The 7,153-nt window shown below is 41.3% G+C and carries 7 protein-coding genes; 2 read left to right on the top strand and 5 right to left on the bottom strand.

Features of this window, described 5'->3' with window-relative positions; translation table 11 throughout:
* The first annotated feature begins 200 nt into the window (after positions 1-200).
* A complete protein-coding gene (locus tag B4Z90_RS12975; protein WP_112374201.1) occupies positions 201-431 on the top strand; it encodes a hypothetical protein in 231 nt (76 codons plus the stop codon).
* A gap of 324 nt (positions 432-755) precedes the next feature.
* Here B4Z90_RS12975 and B4Z90_RS12970 read toward each other — a convergent pair whose 3' ends face one another.
* Positions 756-923 carry a hypothetical protein gene (locus B4Z90_RS12970; protein ID WP_201639493.1) on the bottom strand — a complete coding sequence of 56 codons (168 nt, stop codon included), beginning with the start codon at positions 921-923 and terminating at the stop codon, positions 756-758.
* Between the two features lie 403 nt (positions 924-1,326).
* On the opposite strand from B4Z90_RS12970, the gene B4Z90_RS12965 reads away from it, so the two are divergent.
* A complete protein-coding gene (locus B4Z90_RS12965; RefSeq protein ID WP_201639494.1) occupies positions 1,327-2,349 on the top strand; it encodes a LacI family DNA-binding transcriptional regulator in 1,023 nt (340 codons plus the stop codon).
* A 141-nt stretch (positions 2,350-2,490) separates the two neighbouring features.
* On the opposite strand, the gene uxuA is transcribed toward B4Z90_RS12965, so the two are convergent.
* The 4 genes from uxuA to B4Z90_RS12945 form a co-directional block, all read right to left on the bottom strand.
* Positions 2,491-3,651 carry a mannonate dehydratase gene (gene uxuA, locus B4Z90_RS12960; RefSeq protein WP_070567175.1) on the bottom strand — a complete coding sequence of 387 codons (1,161 nt, stop codon included), beginning with the start codon at positions 3,649-3,651 and terminating at the stop codon, positions 2,491-2,493.
* Positions 3,652-3,663: 12 nt separating this feature from the next.
* Positions 3,664-4,482: an SDR family oxidoreductase gene (locus B4Z90_RS12955; RefSeq protein ID WP_070567614.1), complete on the bottom strand. Its 819-nt coding sequence runs from the start codon at positions 4,480-4,482 to the stop codon at positions 3,664-3,666.
* A 79-nt stretch (positions 4,483-4,561) separates the two neighbouring features.
* Entirely contained in the window at positions 4,562-4,753 is a 192-nt protein-coding gene (ccoS, locus tag B4Z90_RS12950; protein WP_070567177.1) for a cbb3-type cytochrome oxidase assembly protein CcoS, read from the bottom strand.
* A 5-nt stretch (positions 4,754-4,758) separates the two neighbouring features.
* Entirely contained in the window at positions 4,759-7,152 is a 2,394-nt protein-coding gene (locus tag B4Z90_RS12945; protein ID WP_286802413.1) for a heavy metal translocating P-type ATPase, read from the bottom strand.
* Position 7,153 lies beyond the last annotated feature (1 nt).

The raw sequence follows: 7,153 nt of genomic DNA, 5'->3' as shown, positions 1-7,153 counted from the left end.
CAGCGGGATTTTAAATCCTGCCCGTCTTACTTAAACCCTTCTTTTTTTTCATGGTTTCTTCTTTCGAAGTAACCGTCCCTCCCTTGCGGAGTGGTGCAAAGATAGGGAGTTTACTAACAAACTTCCAAGACTTTTGTTCTTATTTATTTCATTTTGCCCTTAACTGCCTGTAACGGTGCGATATTCTTTTTGTAAAGCAGGTGATCGGAAGGCTGGGAACGCCGGATCCGGCACAGAATGGGGACGGGAACCGGGATCTAACCTGGACATTGCAGGGGAACCGCGGCGCGCTGCGTACATACCGGGAACCGGGCTTTGGCACAGGCTTCCCTGGGGAAAAAGGAATGGTGCTGGAAATTGGATCGTACCGCGGAAACCGGGCTAACCCTGCTGTGTTCCCACTTCCCGGGGAAAGAGAAACGGTATCGTGAACAGTAAAGGTGGTATTGTTAGGCCTGAAAGATGCAAAGGGCATTCTTCGCTCTGCTTTTGCCCAATTGAAAACGGTGTGCCGGCTATTGATAAAGCCAGAACAATGGCAGAACACAGGCTGCCGGAATACCTTCTTCTGTAGCTATACTTTTGTACCGTTTTACTTAGGTTTAGTTTAGGTTTTAGTTAGGTTTTGTTTAGGTATAGTATAGGTTATAGCTAAACAAAACCTAACTTATTGCTAAGCTAAATATAAACAAAAGCTAACCTAAGGAATAAGAAGCCTTCAACTTTTCTTTATTTACTGGGGAAGCACGGCTCATTTAGGGCAAACTTGGGTTCCGCCCCGTGGACAGGGCTCCGGCTGCTACGCAGGGCTTGCGGGAACCTTCGGCTCCCCTCCCCACCTGCTTCGTACCATGCTCGGGGTAGGTTTGCCCTGCAACCGTGTCCTGTCCGTGTTGAGTCCGTGTTGAGTCCGACTCTGGCACGGATTCAGGTTACTTTTAAGGTAGCCGCACCCTGCCCGCAGGGCGAAACTAAGCCCTAGCTAAACCCTCGCTAGGCTCATTCAGGATAGATTCTGGACTGGTTCAAGATCGAAAACGAAACGAACCGCAGCGCGACATCTTACCTAGAAATACCGAAAAATAGCCAAAAAAACACCAAACACTCGGACTCGCATAGGTTACATGGGCCAAAAAGCCCTTGGTTAGCTTCGAGTATGTCGAACTTCTTTTTAATTTTGAAGAGGGATTAGAAAAAGGAAATCCTGCCAATCAAATCCATTGACTAAGTCCCAGCCGACCATAGATAATGGCTAATTATGAAGATAAAAACACATTTATACATTTTTTTATGTAGATTTATCTTCTTAAAATAACCACCAAAGCGATGAGCAGAACTACCCTGAAAGATATAGCGTTGGCACTCAATATTTCTGTTTCGACGGTTTCCAAAGCATTATCAGACAGCTACGAAATAAGTGAAGCGACTAAAAAGATGGTTCAGGAATATGCCAAAAAGCATAATTTCCGCCCAAATAAGTTGGCACGGAGCTTAAAAATAGGAAAATCCAATACAATAGGGGTTATTGTATCCAACATTAGTAATACATTCGTTTCACAAATCCTCGATGGAATTCAAATAGCCTCTCAACAGACTGTCTATGACGTTATTTTCATGCAAAGCCGGGAAGACGAACGGATCGAAAAAAATTGTATTGACGTCTTACGCATGCGCGGTATTGATGGCTTAATGATATCTCCGGTTTCTTCCGATTCAAATATTGAAGAGCTAAAAGCATTGATAAAATCGCAGATCCCCGTCGTTATTTTTGATCGTATCAATCACCAGCTCGACACATTCAAGGTTGGTGTCAATAATTTCCAGGGTTCATATAATGCCACAAAGCATCTCATCGAACAAGGTAAAAAGAATATTTTGCATATCACCGGAAAGAACTTAGGGGTCGCAGCTGAACGATTAAATGGCTTTAAATCTGCTTTATCAGATGCGGGGATTCCTTTTGATACTAGACATTATATCGAATGTAGTTTTAATAATACCACCGATATAGACGAAACAATTCGGGAGATTTTGCGCAAAGAATATCTTGAGCATAAAAATATAGATGCAATTTTTGGAGCAACAGATATTATTACAACCCGAACATTGGGTATTTTGGCTGAGCTTCAGATTCAGGTTCCTTCCGAAGTTGCCGTTATCGGTTTTTCAAACACACAAATTGCTGCTTCGTTAAATCCAGCGCTATCCACCGTTGTACAGCCTGCAACAGAAATTGGAGAATTAGCAACAAATAAATTAATCGCCACCATTAACCAAACAAGACCAATACATGAATTTGAAACGATTGAGCTTCCAACACAGCTCATCATTCGCAAATCTTCCTTATAATTCTTTTGATTATAGTCTCGCCGACATACTTAAAACAAAACAGTCGGGAAATAAGACGTTAGCGCTCTTATTTCCCGACTGTCGTTATGCTAGACCACTATTACAGGTCATAATCTCTAATCTTCGCTTGAATGATTGGTATCATTCACCAACAATACCATACTCTAGGCCCCGTAATTCCGCAAGCCCTCTCAATCTTCCAATGGCAGAATACCCTGGATTTGTTACTTTATTCAGATCATCCAGCATCTGATGGCCGTGATCTGGTCTGAATGGGATCGCTGTAGATCTCAATTGATTTTCAGCAACCAGTATTTTCATGATTTTATACATATTGACATCCCCATCCAAATGGTCTGCCTCGTAAAAGCTTCCGATCGCATCTTTTCTCACATTCCGTAAGTGAACAAAATTTACCCGCCCTTTAATATTTTCTAAGATAGCTGGTAGATCGTTTGTCTGACTGGCTCCCAAGGATCCTGTACAAAAGCAGACACCATTAAATTGTTGTGGAACCGCTTTTAAAAAATACTCGAAATCCTCACCATTACTAACGATGCGGGGCAAACCTAAAATAGGATACGGTGGATCATCGGGATGAATGGTCATGCATATACCATTCTCCTCACAAGTTGCCGCAATACCCCGTAGGAAATAAACCAAATTATCGCGTAAACCATCCCGTCCAATATGCTTATAGGTATCAATGCTCGCTTTTAACGCATCCAATTCCACATTCTTCTCTCCGGGGATTCCCATTAAGACAACATTTGCCAATTCTTCTTTTTGCTGTTCGGAAATTTCATCGAAACGTAAAGTTGCACGTTTTACAACATCCTCTGGATACGCTGTCTGTGCTTCATCACGTTTCAATATAAAGATATCAAAAAGTGCCAAATCAATCCAGTCAAAATACAATGCTTTTGAACCATCCGCCATGGTTAAGTCCAATTGCGTTCGCGTCCAGTCAAGCACTGGCATAAAATTATAACAAATTGTTTTGATGCCGCATTGTGCGAGATTGGTTAAAGTCTCCTTATATTTCTGAAGGTATTCATCGACTCTAGCACCTTTTGTCTTAATCTCTTCGTGTACCGTCACACTTTCCACAACAGACCAGGTAAGACCAGCATCTTCTATAATGCGTTTTCTTTCTTGAATGTCTGCCAATGGCCATACCTCACCGTGTGGAATATGATGTAATGCCGTAACAATACCAGTAGCTCCAGCCTGTTTGATATCCTGTAAAGATACCGGGTCATTGGGGCCATACCAACGCCAGGTTTGTTCTAATTTTCTCATCTTAAAGTTTAATTAAACGCCACACCATGCATTAAAACCACCATCGACAAAAACCGTCTCCCCTGTCACAAAGGCCGATGCATCACTCAATAGATAGATTAAAGTTCCTTTTAACTCACGAGGGTCGCCCAAACGGTTATAGGGAGTTCCGTTAAGAATACGTTTGGTACGGTCGCTATACGTACCGTCTGGATTGATCAATAAGTTTTTGTTCTGCTTGGTTAAGAATACGCCGGGAGCGATTGCATTAACCCGAACTTGATCGCCATAACGCTGAGCGAGCTCGGTGGCCATCCATTTTGTATACCCATCGATACCGTGTTTTGCAACAGTATAGCCCAAAACACGTGTAAAAGGACGACTGGCTGTAAGAGAAGATATATTGATGATGACACCTTTTCCGCTTTCAGCAATCACACGACCAATAATATGCGTAGGAATCATTGTACCATACAAATTAAGCTCTATCGCTTTAATAGTATCCTGAATATTGCTCGCAAATAAATCTTGATCGGCACCAATTGTTGCACCTGGAATGTTGCCTCCAACGGCGTTTACTAAAGCGTCTATCCTACCCCACTTTTGCAAAACTTCATCTTTCGCCCGAGTGACATCCTGTTCGTTCATGATGTCAACTTCAATAAATATAGCTTCGCCACCAACAGACTCTACCTGCTGGACACGCTCCGCTCCGATTTGTCCATTACGTCCAAGGATTGCGACTTTGGCTTCTGCCTCGGCCAAAGCCTCAACAAATGCTTCGCCTAAAATCCCTGTACCTCCCGTAATTACAACTACCTTATCTTTTAATGAAAATGGATTATTATGCATGTATTTTTTTTTCAAATTGGTATTTACCCCCAATTTTATTGATAATAACCTTAATTACAAAAAAAAGTAATTGATTTAATTACGATAACGTTTTAGTTACGCCGCCCTCCTTATCTTCTTCTTCTTCTGTCGTTTCATCATCAAACAGAATCCGTATAGAAGGTGTATAGGTATCGTTATGCTGACCGGTTTTATTTGCCCAGAAAAAAGCACATAGGAAAACCAAAGCCAACAAAACACTACAACCGATCAAAATATACATTATTTCCATAACAACTAGAGTTTACGGCGTTTGGCATACCACCTCGTCATGAGAATTGTAAAGGAGATGATCGTTACCGTACTTATTGGCATTAGAATCGCGGCAAATAACGGCGACATAATACCTTGCACGGCAAAGCTCAATCCAATTACATTATATAAAAGAGATATACCAAAGCTCATATGTATTACTTTCACCGCATCTTTGCTAAAAGCAAAGAAATCCGGCATTTTTGAAAATGACTCCCCATCCAGTATCGCATCGCAGCCGGGAGAGAAGTTATTGATATCATCACTCACGGCGATGCCCAAATCTGCTTTACGCAATGCCCCCGCATCATTAAGGCCATCACCAATCATGCAGACATGCTTTCCTGCTACCTGAAAATTTTGAATGGTTTCCAGTTTTTCCATTGGTGATTGATTAAAAAGCAAACTTGCATTCGAGGGAAAAATTAACTGGAGTGCATCCAGACGTCTATCGTTATCCCCTGAGATTAAATGAAGGTCGTATTCGACTTTAAAATCTTCAATCAAAGCCGAAAGGCCATCCCTCCAGGATTGCTCCATGGTAAAATACCCCTTTAACTCCTCACCTATACGAATAAAAACCACTGAACCATCTGTTTTAATGTTACCGATATTCAAAAAGTTAGCACTACCGATTTTAATTTCCTTGCCACTTACATTAGCCTGCATCCCCTTTCCCGGAAATTCCTTAAAATCCTGTATCGAAATAGCAGAAGAGACATTCAGCCACTTGACAATCTCACGGCTCAATGGATGGCTAGAGTTTCTACATACCGCATTCAGTAACTTTTTGTCAATTGCTGAAAGACTACCTTCAAAATAAATTGAAGTTGCTTTAGGCGATGATATTGTGCCAGTTTTATCGAACACCAAAGTATCAATCGTTGCCATCTGCTCAATTGCGGCCGTATTTTTCACATAGAACTTATTTCGATCAAAAATACTTAGCGCTGCAGAAAGGGTAAATGGAGAGCTCAACGCCAACGCACATGGACATGCGATAATTAATACCGCCGTAAAAGCTCCCCAAGCCCGGCTTGCACTTCCATCAACGGCCCAAAATAAGGCAGCCAATAGTGCAATAGCCAATAAAACAACAGTAAAATATTTACTTATAAAGTTGACAAAAGTCTGAAAATGTTTGTCATAATCTTTATAATTCTCATTATTCCATAATTTGGTCAAATAGGACTGTGAAATCGGTTTGACCACTTCAAGTTCTATCGCTTCCCCCGTCTGGCGTCCGCCGGCATAGATAATTTCGCCTAAGGTCTTACTGACCGGACTTGATTCTCCCGTTACAAAGCTAAAATCTATCGCAGCATCGCCTTTTAAAAGCATGGCATCAGCGGGTATAATTTCATTGTTCCGAACCAAGATACGGTCACCGATATGAACGTCAGCTAATTGTACAGGTTTGTCCCCTGATTCCGTCAATACTGTTACAGCCACGGGGAAATAACTCCGGTAATCCCGTTCAAATGAGATATGATAATAGGTACGTTGTTGTACCCATTTTCCGATCAATATAAAGAATACAAGACTACAGAGTGTATCCGTAAAACCAGCTCCTGTCTGTGTGATCACCTCAAACGCGGAACGCAAAAATAACACGAGGATTCCTAGAGCTAATGGCACATCCAGATTCAACCGCTTTTGTTTCAGACTCCAATAGGCCGATTTGAAATAATCCGATGCACAATACAATAAAACAGGGAGACCAAAGGCCAGGTTTATATAACCAAAGAAATTGGCATATTCCTTTTCAAAACTCCCCATTCCAAAATAATCAGGGAAACTGAATAACATAGAATTTCCAAAACAGAAACCGGCAACAGCAATTTTTGCGACCAAAGGATTCAAATTATTTCTATTCCCTTCCTTTACAACATCCTGCAAAGTGATTTTAGGGTCATAACCGATATTGACCAAAAGATAAACCAGGTCTTTCAATGGCAGCTCATTGTGATTGAATGTAATGCTCGCCTGTTTCTTCATAAAGTCCACGCGCGACTGCAGTACGTTGGGATTTAGTTTATATAAATTTTCCAGCAACCAGATACAAGAGCTACAGTGAATAGCTGGAATATAAAAGGTGATGATAGTCATCTTATCATCTTTATAATCCACTAATTTACCGGCAATCTGTGGTTCATCCAGATAGGAAAAATCTTCTTGCTTGGATTTATTTGATTTACCCGGGTGCTGATTATAGCGATAATATTGCTGCATACCACTATCGTTCAGTACTTGGTAAACGGTCTGACATCCCAGACAGCAAAAATCATGATGATCAAGCTGATAGCCCGTTTCCTCAATTTTATCACCGCAATGGAAACATTTTTCTGCAAGTTGTATTTCATCCCTTAGCTCTGCCATA

Origin of the sequence: Sphingobacterium sp. UBA5639 (assembly GCF_002421245.1) — a bacterium.
Taxonomy (GTDB): Bacteria; Bacteroidota; Bacteroidia; order Sphingobacteriales; family Sphingobacteriaceae; genus Sphingobacterium; species Sphingobacterium multivorum.
The sequence above is the reverse complement of the archived record's forward strand: the minus strand, read 5'-3'. Positions and strand labels throughout refer to the sequence as shown.